At 63.9% G+C, this 20,156-nt stretch carries 19 protein-coding genes and 1 pseudogene; 14 read left to right on the forward strand and 6 right to left on the reverse strand.

The annotated features are described in order from the left end of the window. Positions 1 to 78: 78 nt before the first annotated feature. From IVB13_RS39245 to IVB13_RS39260, 4 genes are all read left to right on the forward strand, one after another. A complete protein-coding gene (locus tag IVB13_RS39245; protein WP_018454429.1) occupies positions 79 to 1,299 on the forward strand; it encodes an LL-diaminopimelate aminotransferase in 1,221 nt (406 codons plus the stop codon). 29 nt (positions 1,300 to 1,328) lie between these two features. Next, positions 1,329 to 2,645, forward strand: a complete 1,317-nt coding sequence (locus IVB13_RS39250) for a homoserine dehydrogenase (protein ID WP_018454428.1) — start codon at positions 1,329 to 1,331, stop codon at positions 2,643 to 2,645. Positions 2,646 to 2,725: 80 nt separating this feature from the next. Continuing rightward, entirely contained in the window at positions 2,726 to 3,727 is a 1,002-nt protein-coding gene (gene glpX / locus IVB13_RS39255; protein WP_018454427.1) for a class II fructose-bisphosphatase, read from the forward strand. Between the two features lie 125 nt (positions 3,728 to 3,852). Then, the gene (locus IVB13_RS39260; RefSeq protein WP_018454426.1) at positions 3,853 to 4,572 is read left to right on the forward strand and encodes a haloacid dehalogenase type II; all 720 of its coding nucleotides are present in this window, start codon (positions 3,853 to 3,855) and stop codon (positions 4,570 to 4,572) included. Positions 4,573 to 4,632: 60 nt separating this feature from the next. Here the strand turns inward: IVB13_RS39260 and IVB13_RS39265 are convergent, their stop codons facing one another. The 3 genes from IVB13_RS39265 to IVB13_RS39275 form a co-directional block, all read right to left on the reverse strand. After that, on the reverse strand, positions 4,633 to 6,453 hold the full coding sequence (locus IVB13_RS39265; RefSeq protein ID WP_018454425.1) for a peroxidase family protein: 1,821 nt from the start codon (positions 6,451 to 6,453) through the stop codon (positions 4,633 to 4,635). Positions 6,454 to 6,627: 174 nt separating this feature from the next. Next, on the reverse strand, positions 6,628 to 7,599 hold the full coding sequence (locus IVB13_RS39270; protein ID WP_026232731.1) for an MBL fold metallo-hydrolase: 972 nt from the start codon (positions 7,597 to 7,599) through the stop codon (positions 6,628 to 6,630). A 309-nt stretch (positions 7,600 to 7,908) separates the two neighbouring features. Beyond that, positions 7,909 to 8,574 (reverse strand): GntR family transcriptional regulator, encoded by a 666-nt coding sequence (locus tag IVB13_RS39275; RefSeq protein ID WP_018454423.1) that lies wholly within the window; start codon positions 8,572 to 8,574, stop codon positions 7,909 to 7,911. A gap of 118 nt (positions 8,575 to 8,692) precedes the next feature. Between IVB13_RS39275 and IVB13_RS39280 the strand changes: the two genes are divergently transcribed. The 10 genes from IVB13_RS39280 (at position 8,693) to IVB13_RS39320 (ending at position 17,531) form a co-directional block, all read left to right on the forward strand. Continuing rightward, positions 8,693 to 9,487 carry an enoyl-CoA hydratase/isomerase family protein gene (locus IVB13_RS39280; RefSeq protein WP_018454422.1) on the forward strand — a complete coding sequence of 265 codons (795 nt, stop codon included), beginning with the start codon at positions 8,693 to 8,695 and terminating at the stop codon, positions 9,485 to 9,487. 9 nt (positions 9,488 to 9,496) lie between these two features. Continuing rightward, on the forward strand, positions 9,497 to 10,756 hold the full coding sequence (locus IVB13_RS39285; protein ID WP_204511108.1) for a CoA transferase: 1,260 nt from the start codon (positions 9,497 to 9,499) through the stop codon (positions 10,754 to 10,756). Positions 10,757 to 10,808: 52 nt separating this feature from the next. Continuing rightward, the gene (locus tag IVB13_RS39290; protein WP_026232729.1) at positions 10,809 to 11,801 is read left to right on the forward strand and encodes a tripartite tricarboxylate transporter substrate-binding protein; all 993 of its coding nucleotides are present in this window, start codon (positions 10,809 to 10,811) and stop codon (positions 11,799 to 11,801) included. Between the two features lie 101 nt (positions 11,802 to 11,902). Further along, complete coding sequence (locus IVB13_RS39295) at positions 11,903 to 12,385, forward strand: tripartite tricarboxylate transporter TctB family protein (RefSeq protein WP_018454419.1); 483 nt, start codon at positions 11,903 to 11,905, stop codon at positions 12,383 to 12,385. Positions 12,386 to 12,396: 11 nt separating this feature from the next. Beyond that, positions 12,397 to 13,983: a tripartite tricarboxylate transporter permease gene (locus IVB13_RS39300; RefSeq protein ID WP_018454418.1), complete on the forward strand. Its 1,587-nt coding sequence runs from the start codon at positions 12,397 to 12,399 to the stop codon at positions 13,981 to 13,983. Beyond that, a complete protein-coding gene (locus IVB13_RS39305; protein WP_018454417.1) occupies positions 13,980 to 14,984 on the forward strand; it encodes a 4-hydroxythreonine-4-phosphate dehydrogenase PdxA in 1,005 nt (334 codons plus the stop codon). Before IVB13_RS39300 ends, IVB13_RS39305 begins: the two co-directional genes overlap by 4 nt. Before the next feature lie 130 nt (positions 14,985 to 15,114). After that, a complete protein-coding gene (locus tag IVB13_RS39310; protein WP_083926364.1) occupies positions 15,115 to 15,324 on the forward strand; it encodes a hypothetical protein in 210 nt (69 codons plus the stop codon). Continuing rightward, positions 15,318 to 15,446 (forward strand): hypothetical protein, encoded by a 129-nt coding sequence (locus tag IVB13_RS40280; protein ID WP_018454416.1) that lies wholly within the window; start codon positions 15,318 to 15,320, stop codon positions 15,444 to 15,446. Before IVB13_RS39310 ends, IVB13_RS40280 begins: the two co-directional genes overlap by 7 nt. A gap of 12 nt (positions 15,447 to 15,458) precedes the next feature. Beyond that, positions 15,459 to 16,520 (forward strand): glycosyltransferase family 4 protein, encoded by a 1,062-nt coding sequence (locus tag IVB13_RS39315; RefSeq protein ID WP_018454415.1) that lies wholly within the window; start codon positions 15,459 to 15,461, stop codon positions 16,518 to 16,520. A gap of 12 nt (positions 16,521 to 16,532) precedes the next feature. Continuing rightward, positions 16,533 to 17,531 carry a L,D-transpeptidase family protein gene (locus tag IVB13_RS39320; protein WP_247492691.1) on the forward strand — a complete coding sequence of 333 codons (999 nt, stop codon included), beginning with the start codon at positions 16,533 to 16,535 and terminating at the stop codon, positions 17,529 to 17,531. A 41-nt stretch (positions 17,532 to 17,572) separates the two neighbouring features. Here IVB13_RS39320 and IVB13_RS39325 read toward each other — a convergent pair whose 3' ends face one another. From IVB13_RS39325 to IVB13_RS39335, 3 genes and pseudogenes are all read right to left on the reverse strand, one after another. Next, a complete protein-coding gene (locus IVB13_RS39325) occupies positions 17,573 to 17,989 on the reverse strand; it encodes a cupin domain-containing protein (RefSeq protein WP_018454413.1) in 417 nt (138 codons plus the stop codon). Positions 17,990 to 17,999: 10 nt separating this feature from the next. Further along, positions 18,000 to 18,743, reverse strand: a complete 744-nt coding sequence (locus tag IVB13_RS39330; RefSeq protein ID WP_018454412.1) for an SDR family oxidoreductase — start codon at positions 18,741 to 18,743, stop codon at positions 18,000 to 18,002. A 234-nt stretch (positions 18,744 to 18,977) separates the two neighbouring features. Further along, positions 18,978 to 19,990: pseudogene (locus tag IVB13_RS39335) on the reverse strand (formylglycine-generating enzyme family protein). Positions 19,991 to 20,156 lie beyond the last annotated feature (166 nt).

Raw genomic sequence — 20,156 nt, forward strand, 5'->3', positions numbered from 1 at the left:
GAGAGATGCGGGCGCCTTCCGCCTGGTCTTTATGGCCTGTCGATTCTGTCCTGACCGGTTGCCGGAGCCGAGAGAGCCATGGAAGAATTTTACCGCATCCGCCGCCTTCCGCCTTACGTGTTCGAACAGGTCAACCGGGCCAAGGCAGCCGCGCGGAACGCCGGCGCCGACATCATCGACCTCGGCATGGGCAATCCGGACCTGCCGGCGCCTGCGCACGTGCTGGAGAAGCTGAAGGAGACGCTGGGCAAGCCGCGCACCGACCGCTACTCGGCCTCCCGCGGCATCCCCGGGCTGCGCCGGGCCCAGGCCGGCTACTACGCCCGCCGCTTCGGCGTGAAGCTCAATCCCGACACCCAGGTGGTGGCGACGCTTGGCTCCAAGGAGGGCTTTGCCAACGTGGCGCAGGCGATCACCGCGCCCGGCGACGTCATCCTTTGTCCCAATCCGAGCTACCCGATTCACGCCTTCGGCTTCTTGATGGCGGGCGGCGTGATCCGTTCGGTGCCCTCGGAGCCGACGCCGCAATTCTTCGAGGCTGTCGAGCGGGCGATCGTGCATTCGATCCCGAAGCCGCTGGCGCTCGTGGTCTGCTATCCTTCGAACCCGACCGCCTATGTCGCGAGCCTCGACTTCTACAAGGACCTGGTCGCGTTCGCGAAGAAGCACGAGATCCTGATCCTGTCGGATCTCGCTTATGCCGAGGTTTATTTCGACGAAAGCAACCCGCCGCCCTCGGTGCTCCAGGTGCCGGGCGCGATGGACGTTGCCGTCGAGTTCACCTCGATGTCGAAGACCTATTCGATGGCTGGCTGGCGCATGGGCTTCGCGGTCGGCAACGAGCGCGTGATTGCGGCACTCGGCCGCGTCAAATCATATCTCGACTACGGTGCGTTCACGCCGATCCAGGTCGCAGCGACCGCCGCACTGAACGGACCGGACGATTGCATCAAGGAGATGCGCGACACCTACCGCAAGCGGCGCGACGCGCTGGTGGAATCGTTCGGCCGTGCCGGCTGGGAGATCCCGCCGCCGGAAGCATCGATGTTCGCCTGGGTGCCGCTGCCGGAAGCCTTCCGCAGCGTCGGCAGCATGCAGTTCGCGACCCTGATGGTGGAGAAATCCGGTGTCGCGGTCTCGCCCGGCGTCGGCTTCGGCGAGCATGGCGAAGGATATGTCCGCATCGCCATGGTGGAAAACGAGCAACGGATCAGGCAGGCCGCGCGTGGCGTGCGCCGCTTCCTTGAAAGCGGCATCGAAACGTTGCACAACGTCGTTCCGCTCGCCACTCGGCGTTAAGTTCTCTTCCGCAGGTTTTCCAAGGCATCATGGTTGCACCCCTGAAAGTGGGCATAGCGGGGCTCGGCACCGTGGGCGCCGAAGTTGTCCGTCTGATCGAAACGCAGGCGCGGGTGCTTGCCGGCCGCAGCGGCCGTGGCATCCGTGTCGTCGCCGTCACCGCACGCTCGAAGGCGAAGAAGCGCGGCGTCGATCTGCGCGGCATCGAATGGGTCAAGGATCCGCTTGCCCTCGCCACGCATCCGGGCATCGACTGCTTCGTCGAGCTGATGGGCGGCGCGGGCGATCCCGCGCTGGCGGCGGTCGAGGCCGCGCTCGCCGCCGGCAAGTCCGTCGTCACCGCCAACAAGGCGTTGCTGGCAAAGCACGGCCTCAAGCTGGCAAAGGCCGCCGAAAAGCACGGCGGCGCGCTGAATTTCGAAGCAGCCGTCGGCGCTGCGATCCCTGTCATCAAGACGTTACGCGAAGGTCTTGCCGGAACCGGCATCAACCGGGTCTACGGCATCCTCAACGGCACCTGCAATTACATCCTGACCCGGATGGAGCAGGAGGGCCTGTCCTTCGCCGAATGCCTGAAGGACGCGCAACGGCTCGGCTATGCCGAGGCCGATCCGTCATTCGACGTCGACGGCCACGATACCGCGCAAAAGCTCGCCATTCTCGCCAGCCTCGCTTTCGGCACGAAAGTTGCTCAAAGCGCGGTGTATGTCGAAGGTATCTCCTCCATCGCGCCGGAAGATCTCCGTGCCGCTGACGATCTCGGTTACCGGCTCAAGCTGCTCGGCGTCGCGGTTCGCACCGCCACGGGCATCGAGCAGCGCGTGCATCCGACCATGGTTCCGAAATCCTCCTCGATAGCGCAGGTGATGGGTGTCACCAACGCGGTCACGATCGATGGCGAGGGCATCCCGCCGATCACGCTGGTCGGCCCCGGTGCCGGCGGCGCCGCGACCGCATCCGCCGTCGTCGCCGACATCGCCGACGTTGCGCGCGGCATTCGCGCCAATCCGTTCGGCCGGCCGATTTCGCAGCTGCGCGACACCAAGAAGGCGCCGATGGAGCGCCACGAGGGCGGCTACTACATCCGCCTTCTGGCACGCGATTTCCCGGGCACCGCGGCTGCGATCGCGACCCGGCTCGCCGAGCAGAAGATTTCAATCGAGTCGATCGTGCAGCGCCATCCCAATGGCGGCCCTGCGCCGGCAGACGGCAAGGCGGTCCCGGTGCCTGTCATTCTCATCACCTATGCCACGCATGAGGACGCCGTGCGCCGTGCGCTCGCGGCCGTGCAGAAGGACAAGGTGATCAGCGGACGGCCACAGGTTATCAGGATCGAGAAGAACTGACACGGTTCGAACGAACTGTGGGTGTTACGAGTTGATGCGGCGGAGATGTCCGTCCAAAACTGTTTCGAAGGAGTGAGCCGATGTCGACCCATATTTCAGTCCCGCCGCAAGCATTGCTCGAGCGCATTCTCACGCTGGAGATCGTGCGTGTGACGGAGCGGGCGGCGGTGTCTTCGGCGCGTCTGCGCGGGCACGGCAACGAGAAGGCGGCCGACCAGGCCGCGGTGGACGCGATGCGGCGCGAGCTCAACAAGCTGCCGATCGAGGGCACCATCGTCATCGGCGAGGGCGAGCGCGACGAGGCGCCGATGCTCTTCATCGGCGAGAAGGTCGGCATGAACGCCGGCCCGCAGGTCGACATCGCCGTCGATCCGCTTGAAGGCACCACGCTGTGCGCCAAGAACATGCCGGGCTCGATTGCCACCATGGCGATGGCCGACGGCGGCACGCTGCTGCACGCCCCCGACGTCTATATGCAGAAGCTCGCGATCGGTCCCGGTTACGACAAGGGCGTCGTCGAGCTCGATGCGACACCGGCCGAAAACGTCCGCCGGCTCGCCAAGGCCAAGGGCGTCAAGCCCGACGGCATCACCGTTCTCGTGCTCGACCGGCCACGCCATGCCAGCATCATCGAGAGCGTGCGATCGACTGGCGCCGCCGTGCGCCTGATCACCGACGGCGACGTCGCCGGCGTGATCCACTGCGCCGACCCCGACAATACCGGCGTCGACATGTATCTCGGCACCGGCGGCGCGCCGGAAGGCGTGCTCGCGGCCGTGGCGCTGCGCTGCATTGGCGGCCAGATGCAGTGCCGTCTCATCCTCGACTCCGACGAGAAGCGCGAGCGCGCCGCCAAGATGGGCGTCAGCGATCCCAAGATGATCTACGGCATCGAGGACATGGCGCGCGGCGACTGCCTGTTCGCAGCCACCGGCGTCACCACGGGCTCGCTGCTGTCGGGCGTCAAATTCCGCAAGGACGGCGTGATCGAGACCGAGACGGTGGTGATGCGCTCCGTCACCGGCACCGTGCGCTACATCAAGGCCGAGCACCGCGAGCTGGCGAAATTCCACCTCGACTGACGACTGCCGTCATTCAGGACGGCGCGACAGCGTCGAGGCCGGAATCTCGTGCCAATAACCTCTGGATTCCGGGGCCGCTCTGACGAGAGTCCCCGAATGACGAACAACAAAAAGAGGAAGCGCACATGTCCGACCTCTCCGCCGTCAAAGCCCTGGTCTTCGACGTGTTCGGCACCGTCGTCGACTGGCGCACCAGCCTGATCACCGACTTCATGTGGTGGGCGAAGGGCCGCGGCATCAGCGCCGACTGGACCGCCTTGGTCGACGGCTGGCGCGGCATGTACATGGCTTCGATGGATGACGTGCGCAAACATCCCGAGCGCGGCTACGTCATGCTCGATGATCTGCATCGCCGCTCGCTCGAAAAACTGGTCGCGCAATTTTCGATTCCAAAGCTGACCGAGGCCGATCTCGATCACCTCACCAAGGGGTGGCACCGCTTGCACCCGTGGCCCGACAGCGTCGCCGGCCTGACCCGACTGAAGACGAAATTCGTGATCTCGCCGCTGTCGAACGGCAATGTCGCGCTGCTCACCAACATGGCGAAGTTCGCAGGGCTTCCCTGGGACCTCATCATGTCGGCCGAGCTGTTCGAGCACTACAAGCCCGATCCCGAAACCTATCTCGGCGCCGCGCGCCTGCTCGGCCTCAAGCCGGAGCAGGTGATGATGGTCGCGGCCCACAACGGCGATCTCGCCGCCGCGCAGAAGAACGGGCTGAAGACGGCCTTCGTGGCGCGGCCGACCGAATACGGTCCGCTTCAGAAGGTCGATTTCGAGGCCACCGGCAATTGGGACATCGTCGCCAAGGATTTTGGTGGGATCGCCGACAAGCTCGGGTGCTAGGGCGGCTGACGCTCATCCGAGGCGGACGAGGCCCGGAATGCTGAACATATGGGCCAAGGCTCAGCCTCGCAGGACGTTCCACGGGGCGAAGGCATTGTTGACGCCCTCGAGCGCCGGTCCGAGTTGCGGCATATGCCGCAGCAGCACCGATTTCATTCCGTTGTTGTGGATCCAGTCCAGACCGAAGTTGGTGTAGACTTCCGCGCGGTAGTCATCGGTGAAGAACCGGTCGCTCTTCAGACGCCGCGATGCCATCAGGATGAAAATGCGGAAGGCGGTATCGCTGAAGCCGAAACCCTCCGGCAGGTCCTCGGCCAATAATCCGACCATCAGATCAACGCGATCGACGTTGCCCTTGTAGATCGCGCGCATCTTCCTGGCGGCACCGGGGATGCTGGTGATTTCTTCGAATGTGTTGACCCGCTTCTTGCCGACCAGCTCGCGAAACCGGTTGTAGCGCGGCACGCCGCGCTCGCGATCACGCATGATGTCGATCGCGGCCACGTCGAGCAGCGGCTGGCCGTCTTTCGTGAACCGGCGCAGGAAGTTGGGAAAATTGTGGAGGCGAATGGCGCCGGGATGAGCGGTGCCGAACGAGTACAGCAGGTTCGCGAAGCCGTGAGTCTGCATGAACTTGCGGGAGGCGGGGCCCTGCATTTTGACCAAGTCGCTAGCGGTAATCTCTGTGCTATCGAGCCGCCGTACATCAAGGTTTTCCGGGATCAACGGGTGCAGGCGGTACACGGCGGTGAATTCCTCGGTCATCGCGTAGGGCGCGCTGTGCTGATCCGTCGGAGAGCCGATGATGCCAAAGGCGGCTTCGCTGTTCTTGCCGAGCACGGCGCGCAGCACCCGGCACGGGATCCCCGACCAGTTGGCGTGCATGCTGAAGTCCAGTGCGGGATGGCCGAGGATGCCTGGCGTCCATTCGACGGTGTGGATCTTGGCGATCAGGGCCGCGTTGATCAGGCGCGCATGCTGGAATAGCTCCTCGTCCTTCCAGGTCGGATACCGCGCCTTCAAGCCGTCGCAGATGACATTGTGCTCGCGTGCAAAGAGATTGTGCAGCAGGCTGAGCCCCACCCACCAATTGTCGTTGAAGCCGGTGAGATCGGCGCCGGGATGCACCGGATCGGCTGGAAGCATCCCATCATCGCCGACCGCGATCTTCCCATCTGCCCCGGAACGGATCTGCATCTGCCTTGCGCGGTCGCTGCCGTAGATTTGTCCGGCGTCCCACCAGTGCGAGTTGAGGTTGCGGAACGTGGGGGTCGCGCCGAGCCATGGTTCACGTGGCGTCTCGTCGCAAACGGTCCGACGGATCTTCATGCAGTCGTCGATCCGCTCATCCGCAGGCCATTCGTCGTTTGGCGTCAGCGGAATTTTGAACTCGTTTCCCGACTTAGGGGCCCCATGGCTGAACCAATTATGCGTTTCGAACTGGATCCAGGCGGCGGCCAGCAGATTGAGGCTGGTCGCCGGAATAAATTCGTGGCGCGCCAGCAATTCCTCCGAGATCACGCGCGGACTGGGTTCGAGCAGGTCGTCCAGGCTGTCCGGTACGCATTCGGACAGCGCGAAGTTACGTCCGAACCGGGCGCCAGCCATCCCCATGCGCGGATGGTCGAGGCTGTTGAACGAGCCGTCGGCGGAACGCCACCGGTCATTGCCCGTGTTCCAGCGAGGCGATGTCGTGCCGTAGCCGGTATGGTGCAGATTGCGCTCCCGCAGCCGGTCGCGGAACGCCGAGAGATTGACGGCTCCGAGCAGGGTCGGCAGTTTGTCCCATGTGACAAAGAAGTTGACGGCCCGATAGATAACATCCGGGACCCATTGGAGCAGGTCGCGATGGAAGACAAAACCATCGTTCTCGCGGGACATTGACGCTCCCAAACGCAATTGAGCGAAATGAACTTAACTTGCAACTAGGAAGTAATGTTCGCCAACGCCGCCGGAGGCATCACGCAATTTGAAGTTCTTTACCGGCCAGTCGGACGGCGGTGATCGTTCGGATGGTCCGGGCGGCGCGTGCGTCGCCCGGACCAGATCCGGCGATTACAAAGTCATCTGCATCGGTTCGGGATAATAGTGGAATCCTTCACCCGCCTTGGCGACATGGCCATAGCCCGGCCAGGCGAAGTGATAGGACATCACGGGCGTCTTGTTCGCAGCAAGCATGGTCAGCAGTTTTACGCGTGACTCGGCCGCCTGCTTCGGGTCGGTGTCGTAGGAGAATTCCATCCGCGGCCGCTCGAGCAGCAGGACGGGATGATGCGACAGGTCACCAAGGAAGGCGAAGGACTTGCCGGCCGACGAGACCATGAAGATGGTGTGGCCGACGGTATGACCGGGCGCTGCGATTGCCTGCACGCCAGGCAGAAATTCCTGGCCGTCCTTGAAGAACACGATGCGGTCGCGGACCGGCAGCAGGTTCTTGCGGGCGTGAACGACGAAATCCTTGGCCGCGCTGCCGAGCTTGCCTTCGTCGGTCCAGAAGTCGAAATCGGTCTGCGAGATGTAGATCTGCGCGTTGGGAAACAGCGGCTTGCCGCCGTCGTCCACGATGCCGCCGATGTGGTCGATATGGGCATGCGAGCAAACCACGGCGTCGATGTCGCCGGGCTTGATGCCGGCCTCGGTCATGCTCTTCTGCTGCCGACCGGTGGTGACGCCGAACATCTTGGATGAGCCCATGCCGGTATCGAACAGGATGAGCTTGTCGCCGGTGTTGACGATCGGCGAGTTCTGCTCGAGCACGACATTGTCCGGCGACAGGAAATTGTCGACGAGCATCTTCTTCACCTCTTCCTTGGAAACACCGGTGAAGGTGCCCGAGGGATCGCCCAGGGGAAGCGGTCCGTCGGACACGACGGTGACTTCGGCGTCGCCGAGAACGAAGCGGTGCCAGTAGGGCGTCTGGGTGCCGAGCTTGGGAGCGCGCGCCAAGGCGCTGCCGCCGAGCATTGCGCTGGCACCAAGGCCAGCCCCGAGGGTCAACAAGGACCGACGTGAGACATCGATTGTCATGCGTTTCCTCCGCTTTTGTCTTTTGTTTTGCGCAATTGCTTGCGCGTTACATTCGGCCCGCGCCGATGGTCGAATGCTGCGCCGGTTCAGGCAGGCGAGCAAGTGGAATTGATTTGGCGATGATCTCGGTTTGTCGAAGTTGGATGCGCAATTCCGGCGCGCGACAAAAGACGTCCGTTGCCGACGAGCCTCGTCAGCACGATCCGTGCCAGTACGGCCAAAGGCAATCAATGATTGTGTCGTGATTGTGTCTGCTGGCCGCCCGATACGGCGTGACCGCAAGATTCTTTGTACGCCGCGACCTATGGCTCATGCAATTCTCGGCGCGAGCTCGCTCCCTTCCGTTTCGGCAAAGCCCGCCTGCAAAACCTCTTCGCGCTTGTGGCGCAAATGCGCTCGCAGGATATGGGCGAGGCCGACGCCGTCGCGCCTCTGCAGTGCGTTCAGGATGGCATCGTGCTCCTTCACGGCGACCGCCCAGCGTTCGGGCGTCATCGGCGTGACATAGCGCGCGCGGCGGATGCGCGCGGTCACGGACGTATACAGCCCCGCGAGCACCGGGTTTCCGGCCGCAACGACGATGGCTTCGTGAATGGCGCGGTTGCCGCGATAGTACTGGATCAGATCGCGTTCGCGATAATGCCGCACCATGTCCGCGTGCGCGGCGGCAATCGCGTCGATCTCGGCATCGGTGATGCGTTCGCAGGCGAGTTCGCCGGCGAGCGCCTCGAGACCCTGGCAGACCTCGAACAAGTCGCGCATGTCCTTGTCGGTCAGTTTTGCTGCGCGCGAGCCGCGATGCGGCAGGAGCTGCACGAGACCTTCGGCGGCGAGCACCTTGAGCGCCTCGCGGAGCGGCGTGCGCGATATCTGCAGCCGCTCGCACAGTTCGCGCTCGGGAATCCGCGCGCCCGGCGGGATCTCGCCGTCGAGCAGGATGGCCCGGATGCGGCCGACGACTTCCTCATGAAGCATGGGTCTGAAGTCCAATTGAATGCAAAAATGGAGCTATATACGCATTAATGCAAGTTCCGGCTTGTAAATTGATCATTTTGCATTCAAAAATGTAGAAAAGCAGAAGGACATCGAGGAAATGGACCAGCAGGTGAAGGCGGAAGACCTCGTTTTCGAGCGCCAGGACGGGATCGGGCGGATCACCTTCAACCGCCCGCAGGCGCGCAACGCCTTCACTTTCGCGATGTATGAGCGGCTCGCCGCGATCTGCGAGGAGATCAACGACGATCACGCGATCAAGGTACTGGTGCTGCGCGGGGCCGGCGACAAGGCGTTTGCCGCGGGCACCGACATCAATCAGTTCCGCGATTTCAAGTCGCCGCAGGACGCGATCGACTACGAGAACCGCATCGATCGAGTGTTGACCACGCTCGAGCAGTGCCGCGTGCCGACGATCGCGGCGATCAACGGGTTCTGCACCGGCGGCGGCGCGGGCATTGCCGCGGCATGTGACCTCCGCATCGGCACCCAAAGCGCGAAAATCGGCTTTCCCATTGCCCGCACGCTCGGCAACTGCCTGTCGATGTCCAATGTCAGTCGTCTCACCGCGCTGATCGGCGCCGCCCGCGTCAAGGATCTGATCTTCACGGCGCGGCTCGTCGACGCGACCGAGGCTGCCAGTGTCGGGCTGCTCGGCGAGGTCGTCGAGGATATCGCCGCGCTCGAAAGGCGCGCGGACGAGGTTGCCAAATTGCTCGCCAGCCACGCGCCGCTGACGCTGAATGCGACCAAGCAGGCCGTGGCGCGCCTGCAAAGGCGCCTGACGCCCGACGAGGGCGAAGACCTCATCCTGATGTGCTACACGAGCCAGGATTTTCGCGAAGGGCTCGATGCTTTCCTCACCAAGCGCGCGCCGCAATGGCGCGGCCAATAGGACGCCCCGATGCAAAGCGATCGCTCGCAATCAACCTCCGGCCGTTCGGGGCCGCTTGCCGGCCTCAAGGTGATCGATCTCACCCATGTCATGGCAGGGCCGACCTGCACCTTGATGCTGGCCGATATGGGCGCCGACGTCATCAAGATCGAGAAATCGCCGAACGGTGACGACACCCGCCATTCGGTGCCGCCGAAGATCGGCGACGAGGCGGCCTCCTTCCTGATGATGAACCGCAACAAGCGCGGCATCGTGCTGGATCTGAAGACCGATGGCGGCAAGCAGGTGTTGCGGCGGCTGATCGCGGGCGCCGACGTGCTGGTCGAGAATTTTGCGCCGGGCGCCATGGAGCGCCTCGGCTTCGGCTATGACGACCTGCACAAGCAGCATCCAACGCTGATCTATTGCTCGCTGTCTGGCTTCGGCCGCACCGGACCCTACAAGCATCGCCGCGGCTTCGATCTGGTCGCCCAGGCCATGAGCGGAATCATGAGCTTTACCGGCGAACGTCCCGATGGTCCGCCCGTGAAATGCGGCCCGCCGCTGTCCGACATCACCGCCGGCCTGCTGGCGAGCATGGGCATCCTCGCGGCCTACACGCACCGTCTCAAGACCGGCGAAGGGCAGTGGGTCGAGACCTCGCTCTATGAGGCCGCGCTGGTGCAGACCTACTGGCAGTCGACCATCGCGCTGGCCGCGGGCACCGCGCCGCGGGCCATGGGTTCGGCGCATCCGCTCAACGCGCCATATCAGGCGTTCGAGGCCTCGGACGGCTGGTTGGTGGTCGGCGGCGCCAACAAGAAGCATTGGCTGTTGATGCTGGAGGCGCTCGGCGCAAGCGAGCTCGCAGCCGATCCACGCTTCGTCACCGGCGCCGACCGCATGGCCAATTTGAAGGAGCTCGAAGCTGTTCTGAGCGAGCGCTTCCGCACCCGCACGCGCGCGCACTGGCTGGCGGCACTGGACGAGAAGGGCGTGCCGTGCGGGCCCGTGCACGACATGCTGGAGGCGCTCAGCGATCCGCAGACGCTGGCGCGCGAGATGGTTGTCGAGGTCGAGCATTCCACGCTCGGGCCCGTGAAGACGATCGGCTTGCCGGTCAAGTTTTCGGAGACCCCAGGCAAAGTGCGCACGGGCGCGCCGGTCTACGGTGAGCATACAAGCGAGGTGCTCGCCGAGCATGGGTTCGACCGGAAGCAGATCGACGCGCTCGAACAAGAAGGCGCAATCGTGTTGGCATCGGGAAGAGGCGAGGAACGGGTCGCCTGACCGGACGTCGAAAACAACAAGAACAAGAGACAAAAATAAGCTGGAGGACATCATGGGTCAGACATCAAAACTTCTGCTCTCCGCAGCCGTAATTGTGCTCGCCGGCACGACGCCGGCGCTCTCGGCGTGGCAGCCGCAAAAGCCGATCGAGTTCGTGGCGACCGCCGGGCCCGGCGGCGGCACGGACAATCTCGCGCGCGCCGTGCAGAACATCATCACCAAGCACAAGCTGGTGGAGCAGCCGATCGTCGTCGTCAACAAGGGCGGCGGCAGCGGCGCGGAAGGCTATGTCTACGGCAAGGCGTCCGCCGGCGATCCCTACAAGGTGATCTTCGGCACGTCGAATGCCTGGCAGCAGCCGCTCGTCTCCAAGGTCGCTTTCAACTACACCGATCTCACCCCGATCGCGGCGATGGCGCAGGACGAGTTCCTGCTCTGGGTCAAGCAGGACGCGCCCTACAAGACGGCGGGCGATTATCTGAAGGCGGCCGCATCAGGCGAGTTCAAGATGGGCGGCGCGCAGTCAAAGGATACCGACGAGGTGCTGACCCGCATGATCGAGAAGGCCGGCCACATCAAGCTGACCTATATTCCCTTCAAGAGCGGCGCCGAGACGGCCGTGCAACTCGCCGGCGGACACCTGGACTCTCACGTCAACAATCCCAGCGAGAGTCTCGGGCAATGGCGTGGCGCCACCCAGCGCCCGCTTTGCGTCTTCAGCCCGAAGCGGCTGCCGCAGGGCGCCAAGGTCACCGCGACCGAAGGCTGGGGCGATGTTCCGACCTGCGTCGAGCAGGGCCTCGACATCAAGCAGTATGAGCAGCCGCGCACAGTGTGGCTCCCCGGCAAGGTCACGCCGGACCAGGCCGCGTTCTATGTTGACCTGATGAAGAAGGTGCAGGCGACGCCGGACTGGAAGGACTACATCGAGAAAACCTCCCAGGTCGACACGTTCCTGACCGGTGCCGAGTTCGACAAGTTCATCAAGGAGGATCTCGAGCGCGTCAGGCTGGTTGCGAGCGAGCAGGGTTGGTTGGTCAAGTGAGGCTGCGCACGCCTCAAACCCCTCCGCCGGAACGACAGCGAACGCTGGGAAAACACGTGCGCCATAATCGGACACTGTACGTGGCCTGACCGGAGCCCTCGATGATATCGCGCCGCGCTCTCGAACTTGCGACAGCCGTTCTCACCGGCAGCTTCGGTGTGGCGGTCGTCATTTCCAGCCTCGATAACGGCATCGGCTGGTCGAGCGCGGGCGTGGACGCCGGGACGTTTCCGTTCCTGACCGGGATCATCATCGTGCTCGGGAGCCTCTACAACCTGTTTCGAGGTGTCATGCCGGCCGCGACGCTCGCCAGCGTCCCAATTGCCATCACATCGATCGAGCTGCGCCGGCTTGCCGGCCTGTTCGTGCCGGCCGCGATTTTCGTGGCTGCGATCCCGTTGGCCGGGGTGTACGTCGCCTCGGCCCTGTACATCTTCGCGGTACTGGCGATCCCCCGACAACAATCCGTGCCGCGCGCGCTTGGCATGGCGGCGGCGACAGCGCTTGCGCTCTACATCGTGTTCGAGCGCATGTTCCAGGTGAGCTTGCCGCACGGCGCGCTCGCCGCGGCGTTCGGCTTCTGACGGAGAGGCCGATGGACAATCTCGGGGAACTCCTTCACGGCTTCAGTATCGCGATCACGCTGCCGCATCTGGCGCTGATGGTGATCGGCGTGCTGCTCGGCATTCTCGTCGGCGTGCTGCCCGGGCTGGGTGCTCCGAACGGGGTGTCGCTGCTGCTGCCGCTGACTTTCGGCATGCAGCCGGTCTCTGCCATCATCCTGCTCTCCAGCATGTATTGGGGCGCGTTGTTCGGGGGATCCGTGACCTCGATCCTGTTCAACATCCCGGGCGAGCCGTCGTCTGTCGCCACCACCTTCGACGGCTACCCGATGGCGCGCGATGGACGGCCGACGACGGCGCTCGCCACCGCCTTCGGCTCGGCGGCATTCGGCGCGCTGATCGGCGTCATCCTGATCACCTTCCTCGCATCATGGGTGGCGCAAGTCGCACTCGCCTTCGGGCCGGCGGAATATTTTGCGGTCTATTTTCTTGCCTTCGCCAGCTTCGTCGGCATGGGCGGGGCTGCTCCGATCAAGACTGTCGTCGCGCTGGCGATCGGCTTTGCCATCGCCGCCATCGGCATCGACACCGTCTCCGGCAGCGTGCGCCTCACCATGGGCGTCGACGAGCTGGTCAAGGGCGTCAACTTCGTCGTCGCGGTGATGGGCCTGTTCGGCATCGGCGAGCTGCTCGTGGCCGTCGAAGAGGAGTTTCATGCCCGCGCGGTCTCGTCGAAGATAGAGTGGCGCGAGGTGTTTCGCGCGATCGGTCGCCTGCCGCGGCATAGCGTTGCGCTGTTGCGCAGCGCGGCGATCGGATGCTGGATGGGGATCACGCCCGGTGGCCCGACTGCGGCATCGTTCATGAGCTACGGCATCGCCCGGCGCTTCTCGCGCCGTGGCAGATATTTCGGCACCGGGGAGCTTGAAGGCATCATCTCGCCGGAGACGGCCGATCATGCGGCTGGCACCAGCGCGCTTCTGCCCATGCTCTCGCTCGGCATTCCCGGCTCGGCCACTGCGGCCGTCATGATGGGCGGGCTGATGATCTGGGGCCTCAATCCCGGGCCGATGCTGTTCGTCGACCAGAAGGACTTTGTCTGGGGCCTGATTGCCTCGATGTATGTCGGCAACATCGTCGCCGTCGCACTCGTGCTGCTGACCGTTCCGGTCTTCGCGGCCCTGATGCGGATTCCCTTCGTGATCATCGCGCCGCTGATCGTGATCATCTGCGTCGTCGGCGCCTATTCGGTATCGAACTCCTATCTCGATGTCGTCATGATGCTCGGCTTCGGCATCGTCGGCTATCTCTTCAAGAAGCTGTTCTATCCGCTGGCGCCGCTCGTGCTCGCGATCGTCATCGGGGACAAGGCCGAGGACGCGTTCCGGCAGTCGATGCTGATGTCCAAGGGATCGCTCGGGATCTTCTTCGCCAACAAGCTGGTGACATGCCTGATCGTGGCCGGCATCGCACTTTTGCTGCTTCCGCTCGTGCTGCAGCTTGCGCGCCTGCTGCGCAAGCCTGCGCCGTCCACCGACGAGACGACAGCCCAAGAGAGAACGCAAGAGAGAGCTCAAGAGACCGCTCAAGAGACCGCTCGGGAGAAAGTGATCATATGACCGCAAAGCCGCTCATTGCATTGGCAATGGGAGATCCCGCCGGCATCAGCCCGGAATTGACCGCAAAGCTCGTGGTGCAGGACGATATCCGCGCCCGCAGCCAGATTGTCGTGATCGGCGACCGCCGCATCTTCGACGCGGGCGCGCGCGTTGCCGGCGTCGAGCCGGAGCTGACAACAGTGGAGCAGGGGGCCGATCTGCGCGCGGCGGAGGGCGAGACTCTGTTCGTCGACCTCGGCCATCTCGATCCCGGCGACATCCAGCAGGGGATCGCGAGCCTTGCCGGCGGCAGGTTCGCGCTTGCCAACTACAAGCACGCGCTCGAGCTCGGCCGCGACGGCCGGGTCGATGCCGTCTGCTTCACGCCGTTCAACAAGCAGGCGATGCGGCTGGCCCGCGCCGAGTATGACGACGAGATCGCATTCTCCGCCGAAGTGGTCGGACTCAAAACCCCCGCAAGCGAGTTCAATGTGCTGGACCGGCTGTGGAACGCCCGCGTGACGTCCCACATCCCGCTCAAGGACGTCGCCGCGCGACTGTCCGGCGAACGCATCCATAGCGCGCTGAAGCTGACCGATGCCTGCATGCGCAACGCCGGCTTCGCACGGCCGCGCATCGCGGTCGCCGGTCTCAATCCGCATGCCGGTGACGGCGGCAATTTCGGCCGCGAAGAGATCGACATCATTGCGCCCGTGGTCGCCGCCGGCCAGCGCGATGGTATTGCCGCGGAAGGGCCATTTCCCGCTGACACCGTATTCCTGCGCGCCAAGGGCGGCGCCTTCGATGCGGTGCTGACGATGTATCACGACCAGGGCCAGATCGCGATGAAGCTGATGGGTTTTGATCGTGGCGTGACTTTGCTTGGCGGCTTCCCGTTCCCGATCTGCACGCCCGCGCACGGCACCGCGTACGACATTGCCGGGCAGGGCATTGCATCAATCGGGGCCAGCCGCGCCGCGCTGGTGCTAGCCGGAGAGATGGCGGCTCGTCGCGTCGCCTGATTTCTCCGAGGGCGCCTGCTTGTGCCCGCGGTGGCCGTGCGCAGCTTCGGGCCCCACCGGGAAAAAGTGGAAACTTCCGCCGTCGTAACGAGTTGCTGTCCCATGAACGTCTCCATCTCGGAGTTGGAACATGGTAGACGACGACCCGCTGCGAACGGCGGTGGATATTGCTTGGTCCGTTTACCGCGCCCGGCATCGCCACGTCGATGCCGCAGATTGCCGTCGCTGCCTGCTCGAGCGTCATCTGCAAGGGAGATGGGAAGCGCGCGGGAGCGATGCCGAAGAACTCACGGGATTCGGGATTGCCTACCTCGATCGGCTTCCCGAGGACGAATGTTAAGGCTCGTGGAAGGGCTCGTCTGCCGGGTCGCGGCCGCAAGTGCCAGGCCGAATTGGACGCTGCTCGCGATTTCGAACCTTCTGTCCGCCGCGATCGTGCTGATCGTGCGTGCGGCGGCTTGACGGTAGCCTGCCATGCGCATCGCTCAGCTTGCTCCCCTGGCCGAAAGCGTCCCTCCGAAGCTCTACGGGGGCACCGAGCGGGTGGTGGCCTGGCTGGTGGATGGGCTGGTCGAGCTCGGCCACGAAGTCACGCTGTTTGCGAGCGGCGATTCCAGGACGAATGGTGCGCTTCATCCGGTCTGGCCCCGCGCGCTGCGGCTCGGACAGAAGGGGGCGGACCCGACCGCCGCAAGCGCGATGCTGATGGAGGCAATCGCAAGGCGTGCGAAAGAATTCGACGTAATCCACGCGCATGTCGACTGGCTGTCCCTGCCGTTGCTCAGTCGTCTCGGCGTGCCGTTCCTCACGACCATGCACGGTCGCCTCGACTTGCCTGGGCTACCCGACGTCGTCAGGCACTTCCCTGAAGCATGCTTCGTGTCGATTTCCGATCATCAGCGGCTGCCGCTTCCGGATGCGAAATGGATCGGAACCATCCAGCACGGGCTGCCGCCCGATCTGTTTCGGCCGTCCTACGAACCGGGGTCCTATTTGGCGTTTCTCGGGCGGCTCACCGCAGACAAGGGTCCGCAGGACGCCATCCGTATCGCGCGCGCAGTCCAGATGCCCCTCCATATCGCCGCGAAGGTCCCGCGCGCCGAGACGGCCTACTTCAGGAACCACATCGAGCCGAACGTCGACGGCAAGGATATCCGGCTTGTTGGGGAAGTCGATGACGCGAAGAAACAGCCCTTCCTTGCCGAAGCCGCTGCTCTGCTGTTTCCGATCGATTGGCCGGAGCCGTTTGGGCTGGTCATGATCGAAGCGATGGCATGCGGAACGCCCGTGATCGCCTATCGCTCCGGCTCCGTCCCCGAAGTCATCGAACATGGATTGACCGGCTTCATCGTCGAGAACGAGGAGCAGGCCGTCAAGGCGATCGGCGAACTGGGAAAACTGGATCGAAGGAAGGTGCGCGCCCGCTTCGAGGAGCGCTTCTCTGCGAGCCGAATGGCGAGGCAGTACGAACACCAATACCGCAGGCTCGCTGGCGCCGCGGCTCGGGAGTTGATCACTGAACCGTCGGAAACGTGAAAGGAGCAGCCGATGTCGCTCGGAAAAGCGGGGCAGATTTGCATCTTTCTGGTCTTCGCTCTGGCTGCGCCGCCGGCGTTCGCCGCGGAGATCGACGCCGCTGCCATCAACGTCGCCGAGCCGTCGAAGAAAACCCTGTCGAACGATAAGCCGACCGCGGCGGGGGTCCGGTTGCAGGTCCTGCTGGACCGCGCGCACTTCTCGCCCGGCGAGATCGACGGCAGATTCGGCGAGAACGCCAAAAAGGCGTTGCGGGCCTATGCCGAAGCACGGCAGCTGCCGGTTTCGGACGCCGTGACGGACGATGTCTGGACCGCGTTACGGGCGGACGACCGGCCGGTGACGATGACCTATGCCATCACCGAGCAGGACGTGGCGGGTCCTTTCCTGAAAAAGCTGCCGTCGAGGATGGAGGACATGAAGGAGCTTACAAAGCTCGGCTTCACCAGTGCGCGCGAGGCCCTGGCCGAGAAATTTCACATGCGCGAGCAGCTCCTGGTCGCGCTCAACTCCGGGCGTCATTTCGATCGCGCCGGCGACACCATCGTCGTGGTGGACACATCAGGCGCAGGCGAGGGCATCCCCACCAAGGCCGAGAGGATCGAGGTCGACAAGATCAGGCAGACCGTAAAACTGTTCGACAAAACGAATGCGCTGATCGGATTTTATCCCGCGACCGTCGGCAGCGAAGAGAAGCCGTCGCCCTCAGGTACGCTCAAGGTCACGGAAGTCAGCCGAAATCCGTACTATCGCTACAATCCCGCTTATCGCTTCAAGGGCGTCCATTCCCGCAAGCCCTTCACCATCAAGCCCGGCCCGAACAATCCGGTCGGCACGGTCTGGATCAACCTGTCTGCCGAGGGCTACGGCATTCACGGCACGCCTTCGCCGGAGAAGATTTCCAAGGCGGAATCTCACGGCTGCGTGCGTCTGACCAATTGGGATGCCGAGCGCGTCGCCGGGCGTGTCTCGAAGGGCACGCCGGTGGCATTCGTGGGCAGCCCCGGATGAACAAACGCCTCGAGGTGGCAACGCCGCTCGCCGATTGTGCGCTATTTCGGGATCGGCATCGTCAGCTCCTTGTCGGCCGTATCCACCACGAAGACGGCCAGCAATTTTGCGGGTTCGGTCTCGCTGGCATTGGCGCTGACGGCATGGCGGTCGCCGGGCTTTTCGGAGAAGTTCTCGCCCTTGTGAAAGACCTTGGCCGGGCCGTCATTGACCTGACTGCGTATCGCTCCTTCCAGGACGGTGGCGTAGATGAAAGCCGAGGGCGCGTGGATGTGGGCCGGCGAGGAGCCTCCGGGACCATACTCGACCAGTACGCCCTTCATGCTCTTGCCCGGGACATTGGGCAGCGCCTGGTCGAACACGACCGTCACCTTGGCCGTGGGCGTCGCCGTCTCGGCGGCATGGGCTGTCAGGAATGATGCGGCATAAACAGCGGTTGCGATGAGCAATCTGCGCATGGGGGTCTCCTCAAAGTCTCGCGAGCCATGTTGCGAGCGGCGTTTTGCCAAGCCGCGCCTCGCCGAGAGGGTTCAGCGATGTGTCGTCGATGGGAGCGCCGTAGTACGGCGCCTTTGGGTCTCCCACCACCGGTCGGGGGTCGCCGGACGCCTTCAGGCGGCGTGCGATGAATTCATCAAAGGGCGCCTTCTCAGGTCCTGCGATATCGATCGTGCCGTTGAGCGGCGGGCTCATCGCGACTTCTGCGAGGCGATCGGCCACGTCCTCGGCCGCGATGGGCTGAAACAATGCCGAGGGAACAACGATCCCACCCTCGGCCGCACCCATCTCGGCAATGGCGCTGAGGAATTCGAAGAACTGGGTGGCGCGGACGATCGAGTAGGGGACCGGCGAAGACTTGATGATAGTCTCCTGCGCCAGCTTGGCGCGAAAATAGGAGTTATCGGGCGAGCGCTCGGTTCCGACGATCGAGAGCGCCACATGATGCTTCACGGCCGCTGCGGCCTCAGTCGCAGCGAGGTTTTTGCTCGAACGCTCGAAGAATTCCAGCACGGCCGCGGGCTCCCAGGACGGCGCGTTGGCAACGTCGACGACGACATTGGTGCCCGCCAGCACTGCTGCGAGACCTTCCCCGGTCACCGCGTTCACGCCCGACTTCGGCGAAGCCGCGACCGCGTCGTGGCCTTGCTGCTTGAGCTTCGCCACCAGCTTGGATCCGATCAATCCGGTCCCGCCGATCACGACGATCTTCATGGCCTATCTCCTCGGCACGTTGCGGGCGCGAGCGTTTCAGGGTCGACGGCGCGCGCGTCGCGATGCGATGAGGCGACTCTTACCGGGGAAATGGGGCAGGCTCTTGCCTGTAACCGGCCTGCCTTGTCCAAAAATGATGAAGATGTTTATCGATCGCCGATAGATAAGTTGCATATCGAAATAGCCCGACGCGCGGAGCGCACCGCTGGCGCCAGCCACCACCAGCGGCGCGCGCTAGATTGCAGCACGTCCTTCGTGTCGGCGTTCGGTTACAGACGGCAATCGCACTACGCAGCGGAACCCGACATGGCTGGTCGAGGTATCGACCGGCTCGGCGTGCCGCGCGGCCGGGCGGTATCGGCGGCAATAGTTCGGCGCGCAGAGGTGCGAGCCGCCCTTGAGGACCGTGAGCGGAATCTGGATGTCGGGGAGGCGAGGGTCGTAGCTTGTGTGCTCACCGCCGCCGCGGGGATTTTTGGGGATGCAGCAGGGTTTTGCGGCGTCGGCGGCGTGTTTTGACGACCACCAGTCGGAGGTCCACTCCCAGACATTGCCGATCATGTCGTAGAGGCCGTAGCCGTTCGGCGGGAAGGCCATGACCGGCGAGGTACGCTCGTACCCATCCTCGCCGAGATTCTGGACGGGGAAGTTGCCCTGCCAGATATTGGCCATGTGTTTGCCGCCCGGCATCAGCGCATCGCCCCAGGCGTATTCCTCCGCCTCGAGGCCGCCACGCGCCGCAAATTCCCATTCCGCCTCCGTCGGCAGGCCCTTGCCGGCCCAGTGGGCATAGGCTGCCGCATCGCTAAAGGAGACGTGGACGACGGGATGATCGTCGAGATCCTCGATGTGCTGCCAGGACCATAGGGATGACGCCAGTTGGCGCCGCGCAGGAATGTCCACCACTGGCTCCAGTCGGTGAGATCGGTGATGCGCGGCAGCGGTGAGAACACCCGCGATCCCGCGTAGAGCATCTCTGCCAGCGCGCCCGGATAGTCCTTCGGATCGGGAACGATCTGCGCCTCGGTGACATGGCCGGTTGCGTCGACGAACTGCTTGAACTGCCGGTTGGTCACGGGCGTGCGGTCTATCCAGAAGCCGTCGACAGCAACGCGATGGCTCGGCGCTTCCTCGGGATAATGATGGTCGGATCCCATGCGAAAGGTTCCGCCGGGAATGAAGACCATCTCGCCGGTCTTCAAATCATCCGGCAACCACTCGCAGTGATCCAGATCTGCTCGCAACATGGTGGAAGCTCCGATGCTCGTAGTCCACCTGATGCTACTGCGCCAACCTGGCAGACTTCGACGATAGCTCTCTGCCCGGCCCATTAGACGCATTGTCTAGCCCCGTTTTTTTGGCACTCGGGGAGAGGAGGACGCTGCGTCAACATCTCTTTCTTTTGCACGCACG

This window comes from Bradyrhizobium sp. 17, from assembly GCF_023073515.1.
Classification (GTDB): Bacteria; Pseudomonadota; Alphaproteobacteria; order Rhizobiales; family Xanthobacteraceae; genus Bradyrhizobium; species Bradyrhizobium canariense_D.

What these genes read in the sequence shown, in the direction of transcription:
- IVB13_RS39245 (WP_018454429.1), top strand. Translation starts at nt 79, where the DNA reads ATGGAAGAATTTTACCGCATCCGCCGCCTTCCGCCTTACGTGTTCGAA.
- IVB13_RS39250 (WP_018454428.1), top strand. Translation starts at nt 1,329, where the DNA reads ATGGTTGCACCCCTGAAAGTGGGCATAGCGGGGCTCGGCACCGTGGGC.
- glpX (WP_018454427.1), top strand. Translation starts at nt 2,726, where the DNA reads ATGTCGACCCATATTTCAGTCCCGCCGCAAGCATTGCTCGAGCGCATT.
- IVB13_RS39260 (WP_018454426.1), top strand. Translation starts at nt 3,853, where the DNA reads ATGTCCGACCTCTCCGCCGTCAAAGCCCTGGTCTTCGACGTGTTCGGC.
- IVB13_RS39265 (WP_018454425.1), bottom strand. Translation starts at nt 6,453, where the DNA reads ATGTCCCGCGAGAACGATGGTTTTGTCTTCCATCGCGACCTGCTCCAA.
- IVB13_RS39270 (WP_026232731.1), bottom strand. Translation starts at nt 7,599, where the DNA reads ATGACAATCGATGTCTCACGTCGGTCCTTGTTGACCCTCGGGGCTGGC.
- IVB13_RS39275 (WP_018454423.1), bottom strand. Translation starts at nt 8,574, where the DNA reads ATGCTTCATGAGGAAGTCGTCGGCCGCATCCGGGCCATCCTGCTCGAC.
- IVB13_RS39280 (WP_018454422.1), top strand. Translation starts at nt 8,693, where the DNA reads ATGGACCAGCAGGTGAAGGCGGAAGACCTCGTTTTCGAGCGCCAGGAC.
- IVB13_RS39285 (WP_204511108.1), top strand. Translation starts at nt 9,497, where the DNA reads ATGCAAAGCGATCGCTCGCAATCAACCTCCGGCCGTTCGGGGCCGCTT.
- IVB13_RS39290 (WP_026232729.1), top strand. Translation starts at nt 10,809, where the DNA reads ATGGGTCAGACATCAAAACTTCTGCTCTCCGCAGCCGTAATTGTGCTC.
- IVB13_RS39295 (WP_018454419.1), top strand. Translation starts at nt 11,903, where the DNA reads ATGATATCGCGCCGCGCTCTCGAACTTGCGACAGCCGTTCTCACCGGC.
- IVB13_RS39300 (WP_018454418.1), top strand. Translation starts at nt 12,397, where the DNA reads ATGGACAATCTCGGGGAACTCCTTCACGGCTTCAGTATCGCGATCACG.
- IVB13_RS39305 (WP_018454417.1), top strand. Translation starts at nt 13,980, where the DNA reads ATGACCGCAAAGCCGCTCATTGCATTGGCAATGGGAGATCCCGCCGGC.
- IVB13_RS39310 (WP_083926364.1), top strand. Translation starts at nt 15,115, where the DNA reads ATGGTAGACGACGACCCGCTGCGAACGGCGGTGGATATTGCTTGGTCC.
- IVB13_RS40280 (WP_018454416.1), top strand. Translation starts at nt 15,318, where the DNA reads ATGTTAAGGCTCGTGGAAGGGCTCGTCTGCCGGGTCGCGGCCGCAAGT.
- IVB13_RS39315 (WP_018454415.1), top strand. Translation starts at nt 15,459, where the DNA reads ATGCGCATCGCTCAGCTTGCTCCCCTGGCCGAAAGCGTCCCTCCGAAG.
- IVB13_RS39320 (WP_247492691.1), top strand. Translation starts at nt 16,533, where the DNA reads ATGTCGCTCGGAAAAGCGGGGCAGATTTGCATCTTTCTGGTCTTCGCT.
- IVB13_RS39325 (WP_018454413.1), bottom strand. Translation starts at nt 17,989, where the DNA reads ATGCGCAGATTGCTCATCGCAACCGCTGTTTATGCCGCATCATTCCTG.
- IVB13_RS39330 (WP_018454412.1), bottom strand. Translation starts at nt 18,743, where the DNA reads ATGAAGATCGTCGTGATCGGCGGGACCGGATTGATCGGATCCAAGCTG.